Annotated in this window: 18 protein-coding genes; 10 read left to right on the plus strand and 8 right to left on the minus strand. The window is 53.4% G+C overall.

Annotated elements, in window-relative coordinates; translation table 11 throughout:
• Positions 1 to 3 precede the first annotated feature (3 nt).
• The 3 genes from K5621_RS04045 to lysS all read left to right on the plus strand — a co-directional run bounded on the left by K5621_RS04045 (position 4) and on the right by lysS (position 3,055).
• On the plus strand, positions 4 to 414 hold the full coding sequence (locus K5621_RS04045; RefSeq protein ID WP_221050494.1) for a hypothetical protein: 411 nt from the start codon (positions 4 to 6) through the stop codon (positions 412 to 414).
• A 22-nt stretch (positions 415 to 436) separates the two neighbouring features.
• Positions 437 to 1,535, plus strand: a protein-coding gene (gene prfB / locus K5621_RS04050; protein ID WP_221050495.1) for a peptide chain release factor 2 whose coding sequence is annotated in 2 segments (ribosomal slippage) — positions 437 to 511 and positions 513 to 1,535 — 1,098 coding nt in all. Because the reading frame shifts where the segments join, the coding sequence is not laid out codon by codon here.
• Positions 1,536 to 1,552: 17 nt separating this feature from the next.
• Positions 1,553 to 3,055, plus strand: coding sequence for a lysine--tRNA ligase (gene lysS / locus K5621_RS04055; protein ID WP_028779438.1), 1,503 nt, complete (start codon positions 1,553 to 1,555; stop codon positions 3,053 to 3,055).
• 77 nt (positions 3,056 to 3,132) lie between these two features.
• Here the strand turns inward: lysS and K5621_RS04060 are convergent, their stop codons facing one another.
• Positions 3,133 to 4,062, minus strand: a complete 930-nt coding sequence (locus tag K5621_RS04060; protein WP_221050496.1) for a GGDEF domain-containing protein — start codon at positions 4,060 to 4,062, stop codon at positions 3,133 to 3,135.
• Positions 4,063 to 4,197: 135 nt separating this feature from the next.
• Between K5621_RS04060 and K5621_RS04065 the strand changes: the two genes are divergently transcribed.
• Entirely contained in the window at positions 4,198 to 4,737 is a 540-nt protein-coding gene (locus tag K5621_RS04065; RefSeq protein ID WP_245003134.1) for a hypothetical protein, read from the plus strand.
• A gap of 74 nt (positions 4,738 to 4,811) precedes the next feature.
• On the opposite strand, the gene K5621_RS04070 is transcribed toward K5621_RS04065, so the two are convergent.
• Positions 4,812 to 5,726, minus strand: a complete 915-nt coding sequence (locus K5621_RS04070) for a DUF72 domain-containing protein (RefSeq protein ID WP_425332465.1) — start codon at positions 5,724 to 5,726, stop codon at positions 4,812 to 4,814.
• A 275-nt stretch (positions 5,727 to 6,001) separates the two neighbouring features.
• Between K5621_RS04070 and K5621_RS04075 the strand changes: the two genes are divergently transcribed.
• Complete coding sequence (locus K5621_RS04075) at positions 6,002 to 6,439, plus strand: hypothetical protein (RefSeq protein ID WP_221050497.1); 438 nt, start codon at positions 6,002 to 6,004, stop codon at positions 6,437 to 6,439.
• An 89-nt stretch (positions 6,440 to 6,528) separates the two neighbouring features.
• Here the strand turns inward: K5621_RS04075 and K5621_RS04080 are convergent, their stop codons facing one another.
• On the minus strand, positions 6,529 to 7,734 hold the full coding sequence (locus K5621_RS04080; protein WP_100142533.1) for an aromatic amino acid transport family protein: 1,206 nt from the start codon (positions 7,732 to 7,734) through the stop codon (positions 6,529 to 6,531).
• Positions 7,735 to 8,101: 367 nt separating this feature from the next.
• Positions 8,102 to 8,992, minus strand: coding sequence for a LysR family transcriptional regulator (locus K5621_RS04085; protein WP_221050498.1), 891 nt, complete (start codon positions 8,990 to 8,992; stop codon positions 8,102 to 8,104).
• Between the two features lie 99 nt (positions 8,993 to 9,091).
• Between K5621_RS04085 and K5621_RS04090 the strand changes: the two genes are divergently transcribed.
• A complete protein-coding gene (locus tag K5621_RS04090; RefSeq protein ID WP_221050499.1) occupies positions 9,092 to 9,559 on the plus strand; it encodes a CidA/LrgA family protein in 468 nt (155 codons plus the stop codon).
• 4 nt (positions 9,560 to 9,563) lie between these two features.
• Positions 9,564 to 10,253, plus strand: coding sequence for an LrgB family protein (locus tag K5621_RS04095; protein WP_221050500.1), 690 nt, complete (start codon positions 9,564 to 9,566; stop codon positions 10,251 to 10,253).
• 60 nt (positions 10,254 to 10,313) lie between these two features.
• Here the strand turns inward: K5621_RS04095 and K5621_RS04100 are convergent, their stop codons facing one another.
• Entirely contained in the window at positions 10,314 to 10,535 is a 222-nt protein-coding gene (locus tag K5621_RS04100; RefSeq protein ID WP_221050501.1) for a hypothetical protein, read from the minus strand.
• 450 nt (positions 10,536 to 10,985) lie between these two features.
• Between K5621_RS04100 and K5621_RS04105 the strand changes: the two genes are divergently transcribed.
• The gene (locus K5621_RS04105) at positions 10,986 to 12,230 is read left to right on the plus strand and encodes a dicarboxylate/amino acid:cation symporter (protein ID WP_221051117.1); all 1,245 of its coding nucleotides are present in this window, start codon (positions 10,986 to 10,988) and stop codon (positions 12,228 to 12,230) included.
• Between the two features lie 56 nt (positions 12,231 to 12,286).
• Here K5621_RS04105 and ppa read toward each other — a convergent pair whose 3' ends face one another.
• Positions 12,287 to 12,814, minus strand: a complete 528-nt coding sequence (gene ppa, locus K5621_RS04110) for an inorganic diphosphatase (protein ID WP_025008962.1) — start codon at positions 12,812 to 12,814, stop codon at positions 12,287 to 12,289.
• Between the two features lie 207 nt (positions 12,815 to 13,021).
• A complete protein-coding gene (locus K5621_RS04115) occupies positions 13,022 to 14,011 on the minus strand; it encodes a class 1 fructose-bisphosphatase (RefSeq protein WP_221050502.1) in 990 nt (329 codons plus the stop codon).
• Between the two features lie 183 nt (positions 14,012 to 14,194).
• On the opposite strand from K5621_RS04115, the gene K5621_RS04120 reads away from it, so the two are divergent.
• Positions 14,195 to 16,432 (plus strand): S9 family peptidase, encoded by a 2,238-nt coding sequence (locus tag K5621_RS04120; RefSeq protein ID WP_221050503.1) that lies wholly within the window; start codon positions 14,195 to 14,197, stop codon positions 16,430 to 16,432.
• A 59-nt stretch (positions 16,433 to 16,491) separates the two neighbouring features.
• On the opposite strand, the gene K5621_RS04125 is transcribed toward K5621_RS04120, so the two are convergent.
• Complete coding sequence (locus K5621_RS04125) at positions 16,492 to 17,688, minus strand: cation:proton antiporter (RefSeq protein ID WP_221050504.1); 1,197 nt, start codon at positions 17,686 to 17,688, stop codon at positions 16,492 to 16,494.
• 210 nt (positions 17,689 to 17,898) lie between these two features.
• On the opposite strand from K5621_RS04125, the gene K5621_RS04130 reads away from it, so the two are divergent.
• Positions 17,899 to 18,768 carry a universal stress protein gene (locus K5621_RS04130; protein ID WP_100142541.1) on the plus strand — a complete coding sequence of 290 codons (870 nt, stop codon included), beginning with the start codon at positions 17,899 to 17,901 and terminating at the stop codon, positions 18,766 to 18,768.
• Positions 18,769 to 18,773 lie beyond the last annotated feature (5 nt).

Raw genomic sequence — 18,773 nt, forward strand, 5'->3', positions numbered from 1 at the left:
ACCATGCAGTATATCGATCGCGGGGGTTGCTTCATTGAGCCAGAACAGGCTTTTGTTGAGGGATTCACAAAGCGGCTCCACTCTGTGCACTTATTTAAAAAACGGATTTTTAATGATGTGATCTGGCTCTTGCTGCGCAGCCGAAATGTGGAGCTATCTTCTGCCTCGTCTCATGAGGGCGTTGACGATTTGTCTGGCAAAACCAACGAACCTCATAAATTGACTAAAGGTTTGATGTCTTTACCGGCAGTGAGTCACAGTTTTATCGCCGGTGAATTGGCTAGAGTAGCCAAGATACTTTACCGGAACGGCCCCGATTGCGGCACCGACGAAAAAAAATCAAGCTTCTGCCCGCCGTGGCATAGGTTTCAGCGCCTGCTTGGGTTAAAATCCCTCGTTTGCATACGTCCTTAACACCAAAGAAAGTTGAAATCGCATGTTTGAAGTCAATCCGGTAAAAAACAAAATCAAGGAGCTTGCCGACCGCACAATGCTCCTTAGGGGGTATCTTTGACTATGACGCCAAGAAAGAGCGTCTGGAAGAAGTAAGCCGCGAGCTGGAAAGCTCCGAAGTATGGAATGAGCCAGAGCGTGCTCAAGCCTTGGGTAAAGAGCGCTCGGCGCTGGAAGTTGTGGTTAAGACCATAGACGATATGGATGCGGGCCTCGAAGATGTCGAGGGGCTGCTGGAGCTGGCCATTGAAGAGGAAGATGAAGAAACCTTCAATGATGCCAACAGTGAACTGGGCGATCTGGAAAAGCGTCTGGAAGAGCTGGAATTCCGCCGTATGTTCTCGGGTCCACAGGACGCTTCCGACTGCTATCTGGACATTCAGTCCGGCTCCGGCGGTACCGAAGCGCAGGACTGGGCCAACATGGTGCTGCGCATGTATCTGCGCTGGGGTGAAGAGCATGACTTCAACCCTGAACTTATCGAAGTCTCAGACGGCGATGTGGCCGGTATCAAGAGTGCCACCATCAAGTTCAGTGGTGAATACGCCTATGGCTGGCTGAGAACCGAAACCGGCGTGCATCGTCTGGTGCGTAAGTCGCCCTTCGACTCGGGTGGTCGCCGCCATACCTCATTCTGTTCTGTGTTTGTTTACCCTGAGATTGACGACTCCATCGAGATCGACATCAATCCGGCCGATCTGCGTATCGACGTGTACCGCGCCTCGGGTGCCGGTGGTCAGCACGTTAACAGAACCGAATCTGCGGTGCGTATTACCCACATTCCGACCAATACTGTGGTGCAGTGCCAGAACGACCGTTCACAGCACAAGAACAAAGACACAGCAATGAAACAGCTGAAAGCCAAGCTGTTTGAGTTGGAGATGCAAAAGCAAAACGCCGAGAAGCAGGCGGCGGAAGATGCCAAGTCGGACATCGGCTGGGGCAGTCAGATCCGCTCCTACGTGCTGGATGATTCCCGCATCAAGGATCTGCGCACCGGGGTGGAAACCCGTAATACCCAGGCCGTGTTGGACGGTGATCTGGACAGATTTATTGAAGCCAGCCTGAAGTCCGGGCTGTAACAGAGAAGAAGCGGAAAATGACTGAACAAGTATTGGATGAGAACAAGCTGATCGCGGAACGTCGCGCCAAGCTGGAACATGTACGCCAGGGCTGCCCGGCCAATGGTCACCCTAACACTTTCCGTCGCAGCCACAAGGCTGCCGAGCTGCAGGCGCAGTTCGCCGATAAGAGCAAAGAAGAGCTCGAGTCTCTGGGCTTCAAGACCGCCATTGCCGGTCGGATCATGGCCAAGCGTGGCCCCTTCCTGGTTCTGCAGGACGTATCCGGTCGCATTCAGGCCTATGCCGGCAAAGAAGTACAGGCTGATCTGAAAGAACGCTATCAGGGCCTGGATATCGGCGACATAGTTGGTGTTAAAGGCACTCTGCATCTGTCCGGTAAGGGCGACCTGTACGTTAATATGGAAGAGTATCAGCTGCTGACCAAGGCGCTGCGCCCGCTGCCTGAGAAGTTCCACGGTTTGACCGATCAGGAAACCCGTTACCGTCAGCGTTATGTTGACCTGATCGTCAACCAGGATTCCCGTGACGCCTTCGTCATGCGCTCCAAAGTGGTTTCAGCCATACGTAACTTCATGGTGAAAAAAGAGTTTATGGAAGTGGAAACCCCTATGATGCATGTCATCCCGGGTGGTGCTTCCGCGCGTCCATTTATCACTCACCACAATGCGCTGGATATCGACATGTATCTGCGTATTGCGCCTGAGCTGTACCTCAAGCGTCTGGTTGTCGGTGGTTTTGAGCGAGTGTTCGAAATCAACCGTAACTTCCGTAACGAGGGGCTGTCGCCACGCCATAACCCTGAATTCACCATGATGGAATTCTATATGGCCTATGCAGATTACCGCGATCTGATGGATCTTACCGAAGAGATGCTGTCTTCCATCGCTCAGGATCTGCTGGGTGACACCAAGCTGCCTTACGGCGAGCACAGCATCGACTTCGGCGGCCCTTACGCCCGCATGAGCATGCTGGAAGCGATTCAGCACTACAACCCAGACAACGCCACGATTCAGGCCATGACCTATGAAGAGGTCAAGGATCTTGAGTTTATGCGTAAGCTGGCCAAAGACGTAGGGCTGGAAATCGAATCTTTCTGGACTTGTGGTCAACTGCTGGAAGAGATCTTCGGTGAAACCGCCGAGCCTAAACTGATGCAGCCTACCTTCATCACCGGCTACCCAGCGGACATCTCGCCACTGGCCCGTCGCAACGATGACAACGACTTCATCACCGACCGCTTCGAGTTCTTCATCGGTGGTCGTGAAGTGGCCAACGGCTTCAGCGAGCTCAACGACGCCGAAGATCAGGACAACCGCTTCAAGGCTCAGGTTGAAGCCAAGGATGCCGGTGACGACGAAGCCATGTTCTATGATGCCGACTATATCACGGCGCTGGAGCACGGCCTGCCACCGACAGCCGGTCAGGGCATAGGTATCGACCGTCTGGTGATGTTGTTTACCAACACTCACACCATTCGTGACGTGATCCTGTTCCCGGCCATGCGCCCACAGGCTTAAGTTCAGTCGCTCGAAATAGACGAGTCAATTCAATGAAGAAGCCGGCTAAGTGCCGGCTTTTTGTTTACCCGTGTTTTTTAGGGCGATTCAGTGCACTCTGGCCCCTTGGCCAGCACAATCCGGTTGCGGCCCTGTGCTTTGGCCTGGTAAAGGGCGCCGTCGGCCCTGGATATTACCGCATCTATATTGGTATCACCGCATTGAAACTCGCTGAGGCCGCCGCTGATGCTGGCGCATTCTTCGGCAATCCCCAAGGCTCTGAGGCGCCGGGAGCATTCACTTCGTAAGCGCTCAGCTATGGGCTGCGCTTGCTCCGTAGTCGTATGGGGCATGAGAATGACAAATTCATCGCCGCCGTAACGGGAGGCACTATCCTGGGCCCTGAGATTAGCCTGGCAGATATCTGCCAGGGTGGTTATTGCCTTGTCACCCATCAAATGGCCCGAGCTGTCGTTGAGTTTTTTGAGGTTATCGAGATCGAAGACCAATATACTGGTCGGGGTCTGATAACGTTGGAATCGAGCCAAATTTTCGGTCAGCAGTTGCAGTAATTTACGGCGATTGTAGAGTTGAGTGAGCGGATCGCGCTCGCAACGCTCTCTGAGTTCCTGCTCCAATTGATGGCGACGGGTAATATTGCTGGCAACCCAAACTACGGCATCTTCACCATCAACTTGAAAGTCCAATGCCTGGATCCGACCTTCAAACCAGATGGATTCAGTGGGGCCTTGCTCTGTGATCCCCATAACATCGTTACCGCCCAGGCTATATTCCACCACCCAGAGGCGGCGGCTCAGCAAGGCTTGCGCTATCTGGCTCAGAAACCACTCGCACTTGGGTTGTTGGATCACCTGGGAGACGTACTTTCCTACCAAGGTGGTGCCGTTGTGATAGTAGCGACTATCGGCGCCACCCAGCACAGCGGCATAGCGGCCACTGCGGGTCAGAATAAACACGGGATCCGGCAAAGCGGCGAAGATAGATAGCGTCTGGGATAGAGAAAACATCTTGTCTCCTCCTGGGCTTTGGATGATTCAATAGCTAATATATTGAACTTGGGGACTAAAATCGATCTTTTCAGTAGAAACTATACTGGAGATCTCGGTGTTGTTGTATCCGAGCTCAACCTGGAGGCTGGTTTGATGAAAACTTCAGCTCTAATGTTAACCTTGACTCTATCTTCCTTCGCCGGCGTCACCCATGCCGCACTCACCGAAGCTCAGCAGATGATGCTGGATGATGCCCTGAGTGCCGCTCCGCCCACCATACGTGCCAGTGTTACCGTTGTTGATTGGAACAAGAATGTGCTGCAACAGGGGGATGGCAGTTACACCTGCTTTCCTACGCCACCGCAGCTCAAGGGAACGGCTCCCATGTGTATGGACGGCCCTTGGATGGAATGGGCCAATGCCTGGATGGAGAAAAAACCATTTCAGGCGAAGGCGATAGGTATTTCCTATATGTTGGCCGGTGATGGTGGGGCCAGCAATATCGACCCTTATGCCGAAATGGAAACCGCGGACAATCAATGGATTGTCGAAGGACCACACCTGATGATTCTGGTGCCAGATCCCGCCATGCTCGACAGTTTGCCGACTGACCCCGCACAAGGTGGCCCCTATGTGATGTGGAAAGGCACACCCTATGCCCACATAATGATCCCGGTCGGCGCCAGAAAATGATGCCTATAGTGTTGAATGCCGTTTACTTTGATTGAACGGCATTTTTTATGTTTAAGAGGCAAGACTCTCGGCTATCAGAGTGCCAGGCCCAACTGTTGGGTATGAGTCTCAGCTGTTGTGGGCAGTTGCAAAGTCGGCAGTGGTTGGCCGCTTTGGGCTTGCCAGCGGGCACTGAGCAGACGATATAAGCATATGGCCAGCTCAGGTGCCTGGGCATTGTCCGGGGTGTGGACAAACAGATAGGGTTGGCGTCCCTCTTTTAACCATTGGCATAGTTTGTCCAGCCAAGGCTTGAAGAAGCCTTGATTGGCCTCGAGCTCCGGGTGGCCGATAAAGCGCACTGTGGGGGAATGGCCGGTTGCTATGGCATGTACCGGCACTCTGGGTTTCTTTTCATGGGCGTCGATGACGGCGGCACTGTTTGGCGGCGCGGCAAATACCGGCCGGGTGTCCATTATGATGCGGTTGACCGAGCGCTGCAGCAGCAAGCGATTGAGTCGACGCTCGGCTTCTCCCTTGGCAAAGAAGGCCGGGTGGCGTACCTCGACCCCGAGAGGCAACTCGGTAGGCAGCTTACCGAGAAAGGTGTCCAGTGCCCCCAAGGCTTCGGGGCCAAAATAGCCGGGCAACTGAATTTTCCACAGGCCTGTCTTGGCAAACAGTGGCGACATCACCTGCAGGAACAGCTTGAGTTCATCGTCACAGTGCCTCAGTTGCAACTTGTGAGTGATCTCCTGTGGCAGTTTAAAGGTAAAACGAAAGTCTTCACCCACGGCATCGCGCCAATTATTAACACTGTTTGCTGACGGGGTGGCATAAAAGCTGGTGTTGCCCTCTACCGTATTGAAAACCTCGGCGTAGCGCGCCAGACGCTCGGCCTGAGGTGTCCCCCTTCCATAAAGGCTGTGCTGCCACTGATTATGGGACCACATGGCCAGTCCCAATTTCAGCTCTGGTATCTGTCGCTGACCGCTCACCACAGGCTCCATCAAATGAGTCTCCGGCGCTATTGTGTCCGCCGTCACTTACGGGGTCAAGTTTGCTCAGCTCAGACGACGGGGCTATGGCTGCCACAAAATGTAGCGATTTTCGGCCGAGTTCAAATTGATAACACATTGAGTTTGCGGCGCTTATTGATGCTTGCGTATAATGCCTCGGCCGTTGTAACCGGTAATGACAGCTAACATAAGGACAAGATGTCGTTCACTTGGGTTGAAACCGACCCGCGAGTTTCAACCACTTCCATTCAAATTAAGGATGATTTATGCCCGATACCCAGAGTGCCTCAGTGAAGTATGAGCCATGGTCCCAGACGGTGACCCTTGCTGACTTACCCGCCGATATCCAATTGAAACTGCCAATAGACAATGCGCCGAGCGCGATAGCCAGGTTGGCCTGTGGGGTATTGCTGCTGAGTGCTTCGATTCTCTGGTGGTTATTGGATGATGCCAGCGCACTGCAAATAGGTAACCCCATGATGGCCAATCTGCTGGCGCTGGTTGGAGGATTGCTGGGGGGCGCCAGTTTTATCAGCGGCAGGAGCGCAATGCTGCAAAGGCAGCAGCGGCGTCAACAGGCCCTGGAGCAACAGCTGGATCAGTGTGTCGTCATCAGTGAGCAAGAGATCCCGGAAGGGTTTGATCTGGTCTTTGCTCAGCTGTCATCCAGTCGCTTCCGGGTTTCGCTGGAACCCATAAACTGAGTGATGAATCAATAAAAACGCAGCTTGATAGCTGCGTTTTTATTTTAGAGTGAGTGACGACAGCAGGCCGCTGCCTATTCTTTCCCTATTTAACCGACCTTAGTCAGTATTCCGGCCATCTGTAGCAGTTGGCTGAGGATGATCACTATCCCGCACAGCGCCGCCAATATCAGAGCGGGTTTTCCCCCACCGACCCGGTAGCTGCCCGCAGGCATAGGTTGGCATCGTTGTTTCCAGACCATGGCAACAGGCAGGAATACCGCCAGTATCACCAAGGCTATCGCCGCATAACCCAGGGCGGCCATAAAGCCCTGAGGGTAGAAGAGGGCAAATCCCAATGGTGGCAAAAAGGTGATGGCCGCGGTTTGTAGTCTGTGACGGGTACTGTCGTTGCGGCGCAGAATATCACCCATAAAATCAAATAGTCCCAGGCTGACTCCCAGGAAAGAGGTAGCCAGTGCCAAGTCGGCAAATATGGATACGGTCTGGCCTATCATGGGGTTATGCAGCAGTTGTCCCAGGCTGTTGATGAATTTGGGGAGTTCTTTGGAAGCCATCAATTCACTCTGGCTCAAGGCGCCCTGACTGGCCAGTTGCCAAAGCAGGTAGACCAACAAGGGCATAGCCGAGCCGACTAGCATGATCTTCTTCAGTGCCTTGAGATCCAGTCCCACATAGCGCACCACAGAGGGGATAGAGCCGTGAAAACCAAAAGAGGTAAAGATTACCGGCAGCGCCGAGATCACCAAGCCTTGCTGCAACGGCAGCTCCAGCAGGTATCCGCCTTGGGCGTGGGGCAACAACAGCGCCAACATGATGACCAACGCGACTATCTTGAGGGTAAACAGCACTCGATTGATCATATCGACCGAATGAGTGCCTATGGCGACCACCAGGGCGATCAGCAGTGCAAAACCTATGGCGCCGACCTGTGGCGGCAGCGCCAGATCGGCATAACGAACCAGCTTATCGTGGAGTTGGGCGCCACCACCGGCAATATAGGCGGCGCACAGGGCGTATAGTAGAAACATCATCGCTAGGCTGGCCAGTAACTGCCCCTTACGGCCGAGCAGCTTGTGCGCCAAAGTGTGCAAAGTGGCATGAGCGGGAGCATGTTGATGCACTTCCAGCATCAACAGTGCTGTGTAACTCATCAATCCCCAAAGCAGTAGCATCAGTATCGAAGCAACGCCGAACCCCAGGCCGGCAGATGCCAGCGGCAGCGCCAGCATTCCGGCACCGATAGTGGTGCCTGCAATGATCAGCATGCTACCGAAGATTTTGTTGTTATTCATTTTATTACATTCTCAACAAGCATTTTCGTAATAGGGACCCAGGTTTTGGATTTGTGGGTACCCAAGAGAACCGGAAAGCCGGTAACGAAACCTGACAGCAAAGCCACAATGGCTCACAGGAGAGGGAAGTTCAGGTCAATATCCCCGCCAAAGCCACTGTGGCTTGGGATAGAGATAAAGCTTGTGTATTGGCCGCATTGCGAACCTCGGGTTGTGTCAATGAACCTAGGCCAAGCGGGCCCGGAAAAGTGAGATTCACCTTAGCGGCGCGAAAACGGGGTGTCAATGAGTTTGTACTGTTGTAACGGTACGCTGTGACTCGGTTGGCGAAAATTGACTCGGCTGCAGCACTTGAGGCATGGGGATCTCAGTTCAGCGCCAGCCGTTGTCTGACCAGCTCGACCATCGCCTGGGCAGCAAAAGAGAGTGGTTGCCCCCGGCGCCAGAACAGCGACAGCTCCCAGATCAGATCGGATGCGGCCAAAGGTATGCTAATCACCCCAGCGACCGCGTGGCGTTCGGCAATAAAGCTCGGCAGTATCATGGCACCTGTGCCTGCTGCCACCAAGGCGATACCAAAGTCGGGATGGCTGACCCTAGTCACATCTTTGGGGCTGAAATCGGCTCTCTGGCAGGCATTTATCACCAGCTCATGCAGGGCATATTCGGGTTCAAACAGGATCTGCGGGATCTCTGCCAATGCCTTGAGAGTCAGTTCTTGACTACCGGCCAGAGGGTGTTGTCTTGGCAATACTACCACCATGGGATCGCGGCGGATCCTGATGCCATCAAACTCATTCTCAAAGGAGATGATCCCGGTTGCTAGTTCGATTTCCCCCTTCTTGAGGGCCGCGGTTTGCTCGACGCCGCCGCGAACCAAGAGATGCATCTGCACCTTGGGATAGCGGCTGCGAAAACGGGCGATGACAGGAGCAAAGAGTTCGGCACTGCCGAGGGGAGCCAGCCCCAGATGCAGTTCACCCGAGTTGAGACTGCGCTGCGCCGCCAACTCTCTGAGCATGTTGCGACGTACATTCAATAGTTCCTGGCCGTGGCGGTAGACGACTTCTCCGGCAGCGGTAGGTCGTAGTTGGCTGCCGCGTTTGCCCCTTTCCAAGAGCACCAGATCCAGTTCCTGCTCCAACTGGCGAATGGCCTTGGACAGCGCGGGTTGGGTCAGGTGGATCTTTTCCGCCGCCTTGGCAAATCCACCGGCATCCACTATTTCGATAAAGTAGCGAACAACTTTCAGATCCAATTGAATAACCTTATGGAATGCAAACTATGCTTAATATTCATTTTTTTTATTGATATTGCAAGCCTAGAATAAACCCCAGTTAAGTTATTCGGTAAAGATATGCACTCCCTCAGCAAACGCACGGTTTCTCCTCAAAGAGTGGCGAAAGTCATTTGGCTTCAAGGCAAACACATTAGTGCAACCTTGCTGCAAATTGCGGCTATCTGTTTGCTGGCATGGGGTACTCATGCTCTGGCCGCCGCATTGCATTCCCCCATCCCTGGCAGTGTGCTCGGAATGTTGGTGGTATTGCTGGCGCTGGGGCTCAAGCTTATCCCGGAAAAGGCGCTACAACTGGGGGCTGCCTGGTTGATTGGCGATCTCTTGCTGTTTTTTATTCCACCGGTGATTTCAGTACTTAAATATGAAACCCTGCTCGAGGAGTATGGTTTCAATATTATGCTGACCCTGGTGCTCGGTAGCGCTTCAGTATTGCTGGGAACCGGCTTTGTGGTGGACAGGGTATTTCGCTTCGAGCGGCGCCTTAATTTGAAACGCCAGTTGGCCAAGCATGGAGTGCAAGGGTAACGCTATGTCTCATACCTTGCTTGCTCTCTTGAGTCTGTTGATCACTCTTATCTGTTATTACGGCGCCAAAGCCTTATATCGTCGGCATCGTAGTTGGTGGTTGGCACCAATAGTTTTGGCACCCTTGGCTGTGTTAGCCGCCGTGTTGCTGTTGGCTATTCCGCTGCCGACCTATTTTGAGTACACCCATTGGCTGATGGCATTACTGGCTCCGGCGACCATAGCTTTTGCCGTGCCTATTTACCGCGAGCGCAAATTGATCTGCCGTTATCCGATCACCATTAGCCTTGGGGTCGTCGCCGGACTCATGTTGGGTTTGGTGTCTTCTTGGCTGTTGGTCAAATTGGTGCCTTTGCCCAGTGAACTGAGCCACAGCGTACTGGTACGCTCAGTGTCGACTCCGTTTGCCATGGAGGCCACGGGTGCCTTCGGTGGCGTGCCGGAATTGACCGCCATGCTGGTGTTGCTCACCGGCGTGATAGGCATGTTGGTGTGTGAGCCACTGTTCAAGTTGGCGCGGATCAAGACCTCTCTTGGTAAAGGAGTGGCACTCGGCGCTTCTGCCCATGGTGCCGGCGCCGCCAAAGCCAGCGAATTCGGTCAGCAGGAAGGCGTGATTGCCAGCCTGACGATGATCTTTACCGGTATCGCCATGGTGCTTGGCGCGCCTTTATTTGCGTTGATTTTTGTTTAATTTAACCGATTTGGATTCAAGTAGATGACCTGACCACAAGGGTTACTGCCGTTTTTGAGTCTATCCATCACCCGATGGCCTTTTCTTGTGGTGACCGCCTGCATCGTCAGGCGTTTTTCCTGAGCCTCTCAGGTAATATGTTGCTTGATTTGCCGGTGCGCCCCACCGGCTTTTTTTTGCCTGTTTTTTGTCCGTAGGACTATCTTCTCCAATAGTGCTCTGCGGGTTTTCTCCTGCTTGCTTTGGTGCTTCTGCAACCATTTTCTCTACGGTTTGTTTCAATGATTTTTTCTGTGGCAGCTTTCCTGGCTTGGGGTTGAGTAAGTCGGAAAAGGCACTTTGATGACGAAATTAACAAGCAGGATCTGCAGTAAAAGGGCTAGTCATCTAATAAGCTCACTGCCTTGCCTGTATTTTCTGGTGATTAATTCTGATATTTTATTTTTTTTAGGTTTATTTACTGCAAAGTATTTTGTATATGTTGCCAGTTTGCTGCTGCATTGTGCGGTTGTAAACTCGGCATTCCATGAGGAATTTTTTTGGTAAAAATTAAAATCCTTATAAAACATTGCTTTGAGTTGGGTTTGTGAATTTTAAAGTATGTTGCAAAGGCACTTTTTAAGCATTTTGTCATTGAATTTTTGAGTAGCATGTTTCACTATGCCTCCCCTGGGCGAACAGGGATGATAGTTGTGCATCAGGAACGATGCCCAATTGGAACGTACAATGGCAATACTCAAATCTCTTTCCGGACGGATCTTTATGGGTCTGTTCAGCGGCCTGTTGTTGGGCTCTGTGGTGCAATATGGGCTGGGCCATATCGGCTTCTTTTCCGGCACTCTGGTTGAGGTAGCCACCGCAGCAGGCACCATGTTTGTCAATATGATCATGATGCTGGTGATGCCGCTGGTGTTTGTCAGCATAGTCTGCGGTGTCTGCGAATTGCAGGATCTCAAGAGCTTTGGCCGCTTGGGTGGCAAGACCTTCAGCTTCTATATCATCAATACTCTGGTCGCCATCCTGGCGGCGGTGTGTGTGTCACTATTGCTGCAGCCCGGTGTCGGAGTGGATATGAGTGGCGGCCAGGATATGGCCATTACCGCGACCGAGTTGCCCAATTTGATCAGCCTGATTGTCGGCATAGTGCCCAGCAACCCTGTAGATGCTTTTATGTCGGGCAACATGTTGCAGGTGATCTTTATGGCGCTGCTGCTTGGCGGAGTTATCAAGTCGCTGGATGACGCCGGCAGTGCAGCGGTTAGAGGTTTTCAAGTCGCCAATGGGATCATGATGAAGCTCATCATGACTGTGATGCAGCTGGCGCCATTTGGGGTGTTTGCGCTGATGTTCAAACTGGGTGCCACCCTGGAAGCCAAAGTCTTTCTCAGTGTGCTGGGTTATATGGCGATTATTCTAACCATGCTGCTGCTGTGGATTTTCATTGTTTATCCTCTGGCTGTGGCTGTGTTCACCCCGGTCAGTGCCAAGAGCTTTCGTGCCAAGACCCAGGAGCAGATCCTGTTTTCTCTGTCGACTGCCAGCTCCAATGCCACCATCCCGGTGACTATGCGAACCTTGACCGAAAAGCTTGGGGTCAATAAGGCGGTCGCCGGGTTCGGTGTGCCTTTGGGTGCCACCATGAATATGGGCGGGGTGTCGATTTATATCACTATCGCCATCTTCTTTGTCGCCAACGCCTTTGGTCAGCCAATCTCCAGCGAACAGCTGCCTACTCTGATATTCAGTATCTTTCTGCTGTCTGTGGGCGCCGGTGGGGTTCCCGGCGGCGGTATGGTGATGATAGGCGTGTTAATCCATCAACTGGGTTTACCCGTGGAAGCTTTTGCGATAGTGGCAGCGCTGGACAGAATCATAGATATGGTGTTGACTTCCTGCAATGTGGTGGGTGACGCTGCGGTGTTGACCATAGTGGACCAAACCGAGAAGGTACATCAGACAGAGGCGGTTAACGCCTAATAAAAAATCCGGCAATTTGCCGGATTTTTTTATGTTGCTAGCGTTGTCGCTCGGGCTTAGCCCTTGTAACGCTCGGCGCTTGACAGGATTTCGGCGCGGGCGGCTTCGGCATCTTCCCAGCCATCAACTTTAACCCACTTGCCGGATTCCAGATCCTTGTAGTGTTCGAAGAACTGTTTGATCTGGGCTTTCAGCAGCTCAGGCAGATCGTTCACATCCTGGATATGACCGTATTCCTTGGAGATCTTCTCGTGTGGTACGGCAACAATCTTGGCATCTTCACCTGACTCGTCGGTCATTTTCAGTACGCCAACTGGACGGCAACGGATAACGCTGCCTGGCTGCAGTGGATACTGGGTAGGAACCAGCACGTCTACCGGATCACCATCCAAGCTCAGAGTTTGGTTCACATAGCCGTAGTTGCAAGGATAGAACATAGGCGCAGTCATCATGCGATCCACAAACAAGGCACCTGTGTCCTTGTCCACTTCATACTTGATAGGGTCGTGGTTTTGTGGGATTTCGATGATCACGTAGATGTCATCTGGCAGGGATTTGCCCGCAGGCACTGCATTTAAGCTCATGGAAGTATCCTTAGACTGTGTATAAATCTATTTCAGGTCCGGCCTGAAGTTCAGTGTGGCGCGTATTATAGCGCGATTTGACGGCTTGCCAATGAAAGGCCGCAGTCTTAAGACTAATTGCCAACAGTTCATCTAAGGCTATCTGTCTCAGGCCCTGGCCCATATCGCCAATTCAAGGCTGCCGACCCCGGCAGCCTCAAGCGGCGTTTAGAGTTCAGGCTCGCCGCTGTAATCCTGCTGATGGTACTCAAGACAGGCATCGACTTCATTGGCCGAGCCCAGAATGACGGCTACCCGCTGGTGAATTTGCTCCGGCTGGATGTCGAGAATGCGCTGATAACCTGTGCTGGCCTTGCCGCCGGCCTGTTCAACCAGCAGTGCCATTGGGTTGGCTTCGTACATCAGTCTCAGCTTGTAGGGCTTATCCGGGTTCTTGTTGTCAGTTGGGTAGGTAAAGATGCCGCCGCGGCTCAATACTCTGTGCACATCGCCCACCATGGCGGCAATCCAACGCATGTTGAACGACTTCTCTCTCGGGCCGATTTTGCCGAGCAGCAGATCGGCTATATAGGTCTGCATCGGCGCTTCCCAGAATCTCTGGTTGGACATATTGATGGCAAATTCGGCGGTGTCTTTGGGAATACTCACCGCTTCATTGGTCAACAGATACTCGCCGGTTTCCGGATTCAGGGTAAAGAGTTGTACCCCTTGGCCTGTGGTCAGGGCCAACATGGTCGATGGGCCGTAGAGCACATAGGCCGCCGCCAGTTGCTCGCTGCCTTTTTGCAGGAAACTCTGCTCGCTGATCTCTCCCTCGGGTGCCGGCAGCACAGAAAAAATGGTGCCCACCAGCGAGTTGATGTCTATGTTGGAAGAGCCGTCCAGTGGGTCGAAACACACCAGAAACTCACCGCTGTCACCGACTTCAACAATATGATCTTCCTCTTCCGATGCCAGGGCGCGCACTGTGCTTTCGGCCTTGAGGGCATCTTTGAGCATCTCGTTGGTGATCACATCCAGTTTCTTTTGGGTCTCACCCTGAACGTTTTCCTGGGTGGTGGCACCTAGCACATCGGCCAGTGCGCCGTGTCTTACCGCCTGACTGATGGCGACTGAGCTTTGGGCCAGAGTGAGAATCAATTGGGATAGGGCTGGGCTGACAGCTTGCTGTTTGAGGGTTTGGGCCAGAGTCTGCATCTTGTTTCCTTAAAAGAGGTCTGAGCTTTTTCTGGGACGGGATCATAACCGAGAACCGGCGATATTTCAGCGGCCAATTGCACGGGTTTGCCGATCCCTTGTCAATTGGGGCAGAATGAGGGCTGTTTTTTGGGCTGTGGCCGGATGCCGTGGCTCTTGTCTCTTATAATTCCGGAAATAATAATGAAAAAAACTTGGATGGCTTCGGCGCTTATGGCGATACCTCTGACACTGGCCAGCGGCCACTCCTTCGCTCTGGAAGGTGGCAAAACGCCCTTAACGGTTGAGCGCCTCTATTCTTCACCGGCACTGGCCGGTGCCAGCCCCCGAGGGCTCAAACTCTCTCCCGACGGCAAGCGGGTCACTTACCTGGCGGGCCGTAAAGACAACCAATACTTCTACGACCTTTGGCAGATGGATGTCGCCACAGGTCAGGTCAGTCTGCTGCTGGACGCCTCCAGGCTCGAAGCCGGTGAACTTTCCGATGAAGAGAAGGCCCGCCGCGAGCGGCAGCGAGTGTATGGCCAGGGGATCATGGAATACTTCTGGGCCGACGACAGTCAGGCACTGCTGATCCCGGCGGCCGGTAAACTCTATTACTTTAGCCTGGCCGATACCAAAGTAACCCAACTGCCGACAGGGGATGCCTTTGCCACAGATGCCAAGCTGTCGCCCAAGGGCAATTTTGTCTCCTTTGTGGCCGAACAAAACCTCTATGTACTCCAGCTGAAAGATCATAAGCTCACGGCGCTGACCCAGGATGGCGGCGGGGCCATCAAGAACGCCATGGCCGAGTTTGTGGCTCAGGAAGAGATGGACCGTATGACAGGTTACTGGTGGGCGCCGGATGAATCGGCCATCGCCTATACCCGCATCGATGAGTCGGGCGTGGAGCTGGTGACCCGCAATGAGATCTATGCCGATGGCATTAAGCTGACCGAGCAACGTTATCCCTATGCCGGTAAGCCCAATGTTGAGATTGCCCTGGGGGTAGTGTCGCTGGCGTCCGGGAAGACTCAATGGATGGACCTCGGCAGTGAGAAAGATATCTATCTGCCGCGGGTGAAATGGCTGCCGGACAGCAAGCATTTGTCGTTTCAGTGGCAGAATCGCAGTCAGCAGCAGCTGGATCTGCGTCAGGTAGACAGCCGCGAGGGCAAAGGCGCCGTGACTCTGGTTTCCGAGCGCAGCGATGCCTGGGTTAACCTCAACCACGACCTCTATTTTCTCAAGCAGCAGCCCGGTTTTATCTGGGCATCCGAGCGTGATGGCTTCAACCATATCTACTTGTTTGATGACAAGGGTAAGGTCAAGCGGCAACTGACCCAGGGGAAATGGGCGGTCGATGAGATAGAACACCTAGATGAAAAGCAGGGTTGGGTCTATTTCAGTGGCCGTAAAGACAGTGTGGTCGAGCGCCATCTGTATCGGGTCAGCCTCAATGGCGGTGAGATAGAGCGCATCAGCCGGCGTGGTGGCATGCACAATGCCGTTTTTGCCGACAAGGAATCTGTCTACCTCGACTACTTTAACAGCCTGTCGCAGCCTCCCCAGGTGAGTCTGCACAACCAAAGCGGTGAGCATCTGGCTTGGGTGGAAGAGAACGCCGTCAAGGCCGGACACCCTCTGTATGACTATGCCGGGCTGTGGCAGTTGCCCGAGTTTGGCACCCTCAAGGCCGAAGATGGCAAGGCGCTGCAATACCGCCTGTTCAAGCCGGTGAATTTCGACAGCCAGACCAAATACCCCGTGGTGGTACGGGTTTACGGTGGGCCTCACGCCCAGTTGGTGGTCAATAGCTGGAGTGAGCAGGATTACTACACCCAATATCTGTTGCAACAGGGCTTTGCCGTGTTTCAGCTGGATAACCGGGGTTCAGCGCACAGAGGCACGGCCTTCGAGCAGGTGATCTACCGTCATCTTGGTGACGCCGAAGTGGAAGATCAGAAGACAGGTGTCGATTTCCTGCGCACCCTGCCCTGGGTCAAGGCCGACAGCATCGCCATCTATGGTCACAGCTATGGCGGCTATATGGCGCTGATGAGCCTGTTCAAGGCGCCCGACTACTTCAAGGCGGCCATCAGTGGCGCCCCTGTAACCGACTGGGCCCTGTACGACACCCACTACACCGAGCGCTACCTCGGCCATCCTGACGACAACGCCCAGGGCTACGAGGCCAGCAGTGTCTTCCCCTATGTGAGCGAGTATCGTTCAGGCTTGCTGATGTATCACGGCATGGCCGATGACAATGTATTGTTCGAGAACAGCACCCGGGTATACAAGGCGCTGCAGGATGAAGGCAAGTTGTTCCGCATGATAGATTACCCCGGCTCCAAGCACTCGATGCGGGGCGATAAGGTGCGCACTCATCTGTACCGCTCGCTGACCGATTTCCTCGAGACAGAGCTGAAAGGCAACTGAGCCAGTAAGCTGAAATTATCTGGAAGCATAAAATGCCGCGCCTCATATGGCGCGGCTTTTTATGCTTCGCCCTCCTTGGGCAACAGGCGTCTGAGCAGCAAGGGGCCGAGCAGGGTGGTGATGGCTATCACCAACACTAATTCGGTAAATACCTTGGCCGGAATGATATCCAACTGCCGACCCACTTCAGCAAAGACCAAACCGACTTCACCTCTGGGCACCATGGCGCTGCCGACTATCAGCTTTTGCCGCCAAGTGCCGCTAACCACCAAACCGGCCGCCAGCTTGCCGATAAATGCCAATAATATCATCGACAGTAAGAGCAACAGGCTGTAGGGGCTGAGGTTCAGTTGGCTCAAGTCGAGGCTGATCCCCACATAGACAAAGAACACAGGTGCGAATACATCGGTCAGTGGCTGCATCGATTTTTCCAGCTTGTGGGTAAAGGGAAAGGGGTTTTGCAGATACTTTTGCCAGGGCCAGATAAATTGCCTTGATAGCGCCAAACCGGCGACAAAACCGCCGAGCAGCGCCGGGGCGCCGAAAAGGTGTGCCAGCCAGGAAAACAGGCAGATCAGTGTCAACATGACCACGGCTTCATAGCCGGGGGTTCTGGATTGATAGCTGAACACCCGCAGCAGATAGACCAGCATCCTGCCAAGGGGGGGCGCCAGCAATAGAAACAGCAGCAGTAAGCCGCAGAGTTTAATGATTGCCAAGGGTGCCAACTGGCCTTCACTGGCAAAGTTGAACAACAAGCTGAGCAGTATCACCCCGGCAATATCGTCGAATACCGCCGCTCCCAGGATCAGGTGACCGGCACGGGATTGTTGCTGGCCACTGTCGCTTAGTACCCTGAGAGAGATGCCTATGCTGGTGGCCGTCAGGGTACAGCCGTAGAAGAGGGCGGCAAACAGTGGCAGCTCCAACCAATAGAAGGCAGCCAGGCCGGTGAGTAGCAGAGGAGCGATTATGCCGATAATGGCCACCGCCGCCACCTGACGTCCGGCGCTGTAGAGGCGTTGTATCGAGGTTTCGGCGCCGATGGAAAACAGCAACAGTATCACCCCGAGTTCGGCGATATTGGCCAATACCTGGGTTGGTTCCAGCCAGCCGAGCACTGAAGGGCCAAGCAACAAGCCAGCACCAATTTCCCCCACCACAGGCGGCCAGCCGATACGGTTGCAGCACTCTCCCAGCACGCGGGAGAACAGCAAGATCAGGAATAAGGCGATCAACAGACTATCCATCGACATTGAGTATCCCCCATAGGTGCAATTGTTGATCGGGATCAGTATGTACTATGCTGGCCCGGATTAGAGTCTAAAAAATGGACAAAACCAATACTACTCCGCGTCAGCCTGTTTCGACATAGCACAATAGGTTGTTGTGCTCGGATGGTTGACATAGCTCCGAGATGTTCGGGCTTTTATAAGGGATGGTATAAAAAAATCCGGAGAAAACAAATGGGTAAGCTTTTTATCATAGAACAACATGAAGATGCTCAGACTGATGCGATTGCCAAGGGACTGGAAGTAGCGGAATTACTTGGAAAGCAACCTCAAGTATTTGCTTATTGCTACGAATATTTCTCTGGTGATGAATATTATAGCCAGCGGCTTGCCGGAGCGGCTCAGCAGCGGTTGATGAAAGAAAAACAAGCCGAGGTGTCGGCCCATCTCAAGGCGTTGAACGCCGAAGATGTGCCGCTGCATATCATCTGGAGTAAGTATCTCTACGAGCATGTCAGTAACCATGCCGCTCGCTATGGTTTTGATATGGTGGTCAAGACAGTGCACAAGAGTGAGCACTTTCTGCCGACCGATTGGCATCTTATTCGCAGCACCAAGGTGCCCCTGATGCTGCTTAGCGACAACCCGATCAAGAAGGCGTCTTGTATTCTGATGGCGGTAGATCTCGATGCCAAGAGCGAGCAAAAACAGCGTCTCAACCGACTGGTATTACAACATGGTCGAGAGCTGGCCGAAGCCACTGGTGCCAAGTTGCATTTGGCGCATATTATCCGGGTGCCTAAGGTTATCCGCGATCTCGAGGTGCTCAACCTGCATGAAATGGTTAAGTCGGCCTGGCGCAGACATCAGACCATGCTGGAACTGACCGGGCTTCCCAAAGAGCAGATCCATATCATTGCCGGCGATCCGGATCTCTGTCTGTATCAGTTATCCTGCAGGCTCAAGAGTGATTACCTGGTGATAGGTGCCCGTCAGCGTCAAGGGTTGATGGGGCGGATCATCGGCAATACCGCCGAGCAGATCTTGCGGCAGATCCGCAGTAATGTGCTGGTGATCCCAAGCGATGAGGAGCAAGGCAACTGAGCCTA

The organism is Shewanella carassii (genome assembly GCF_019670705.1).
GTDB classification, from domain to species: Bacteria; Pseudomonadota; Gammaproteobacteria; order Enterobacterales; family Shewanellaceae; genus Shewanella; species Shewanella carassii.

Coding starts and splice junctions, on each gene's coding strand:
- K5621_RS04095 (WP_221050500.1), top strand. CDS start 9,564: ATGTCTCATACCTTGCTTGCTCTCTTGAGTCTGTTGATCACTCTTATC.
- K5621_RS04080 (WP_100142533.1), bottom strand. CDS start 7,734: ATGAATAACAACAAAATCTTCGGTAGCATGCTGATCATTGCAGGCACC.
- lysS (WP_028779438.1), top strand. CDS start 1,553: ATGACTGAACAAGTATTGGATGAGAACAAGCTGATCGCGGAACGTCGC.
- K5621_RS04130 (WP_100142541.1), top strand. CDS start 17,899: ATGGGTAAGCTTTTTATCATAGAACAACATGAAGATGCTCAGACTGAT.
- K5621_RS04060 (WP_221050496.1), bottom strand. CDS start 4,062: ATGTTTTCTCTATCCCAGACGCTATCTATCTTCGCCGCTTTGCCGGAT.
- K5621_RS04070 (WP_425332465.1), bottom strand. CDS start 5,726: ATGGAGCCTGTGGTGAGCGGTCAGCGACAGATACCAGAGCTGAAATTG.
- K5621_RS04125 (WP_221050504.1), bottom strand. CDS start 17,688: ATGTCGATGGATAGTCTGTTGATCGCCTTATTCCTGATCTTGCTGTTC.
- K5621_RS04120 (WP_221050503.1), top strand. CDS start 14,195: ATGAAAAAAACTTGGATGGCTTCGGCGCTTATGGCGATACCTCTGACA.
- K5621_RS04065 (WP_245003134.1), top strand. CDS start 4,198: ATGAAAACTTCAGCTCTAATGTTAACCTTGACTCTATCTTCCTTCGCC.
- ppa (WP_025008962.1), bottom strand. CDS start 12,814: ATGAGCTTAAATGCAGTGCCTGCGGGCAAATCCCTGCCAGATGACATC.
- K5621_RS04115 (WP_221050502.1), bottom strand. CDS start 14,011: ATGCAGACTCTGGCCCAAACCCTCAAACAGCAAGCTGTCAGCCCAGCC.
- K5621_RS04045 (WP_221050494.1), top strand. CDS start 4: ATGCAGTATATCGATCGCGGGGGTTGCTTCATTGAGCCAGAACAGGCT.
- K5621_RS04075 (WP_221050497.1), top strand. CDS start 6,002: ATGCCCGATACCCAGAGTGCCTCAGTGAAGTATGAGCCATGGTCCCAG.
- K5621_RS04090 (WP_221050499.1), top strand. CDS start 9,092: ATGCACTCCCTCAGCAAACGCACGGTTTCTCCTCAAAGAGTGGCGAAA.